This is a genomic window from Pseudomonas tremae (genome assembly GCF_001401155.1).
GTDB lineage: Bacteria > Pseudomonadota > Gammaproteobacteria > Pseudomonadales > Pseudomonadaceae > Aquipseudomonas > Aquipseudomonas tremae.
On record NZ_LJRO01000405.1, the window covers coordinates 1 to 532 of the forward strand.

General features: G+C 55.8%; 1 protein-coding gene. It reads left to right on the forward strand.

What is annotated here, in order from left to right; translation table 11 throughout:
• On the forward strand, positions 1 to 411 hold a 411-nt coding region (locus ALO43_RS22600; protein WP_217999787.1), incomplete at its 5' end, for a LysR substrate-binding domain-containing protein.
• Positions 412 to 532 lie beyond the last annotated feature (121 nt).

The following is a 532-nucleotide window of genomic DNA, read 5'->3' on the forward strand; positions in this document are numbered from 1 at the left end:
TGCCTGGGCAGCGCGGACCACTTCATCTGTGGTCGCCCCGAATACCGCGATGCGCTGACACACAGCCCTGCCTCCATTCCCTGGATCAGCCCGGACGACTCGATGCCCGACCACCCTTCGGTGATCTGGCGTAAACAGGCATTTCCGGCGGTGAGCCCACGCTATCGTTGCAGCAACATGTCGGCGGTCTCTCAGTTGGTCGCTGCCGGTCTGGGCGTGGCGGCCTTTACCGATTTCACGATTCAGGTCCTTGCCTCAGTGGAAAGGTTGAGTGAACCACTGCAAGGGTGCAGCACCGATCTGTGGCTACTGACGCGTCCCGACTGCCGGGCATTGCGCTCTGTGCAGACCCTTCTGGAAGCACTCGCCCCCCGTCTGCGAGCAGCATTGCTGGTGTCCAGATGCGCCTGATGGCCAGTCTGTGGATCCATTAAATAATAGTTAATCAAATTAATCATTGGATTAATCTTGATCCTGTGGCATTAATAATCACGAGGAAAACAACATGATTCATTCTGTGGATCCATAAGAC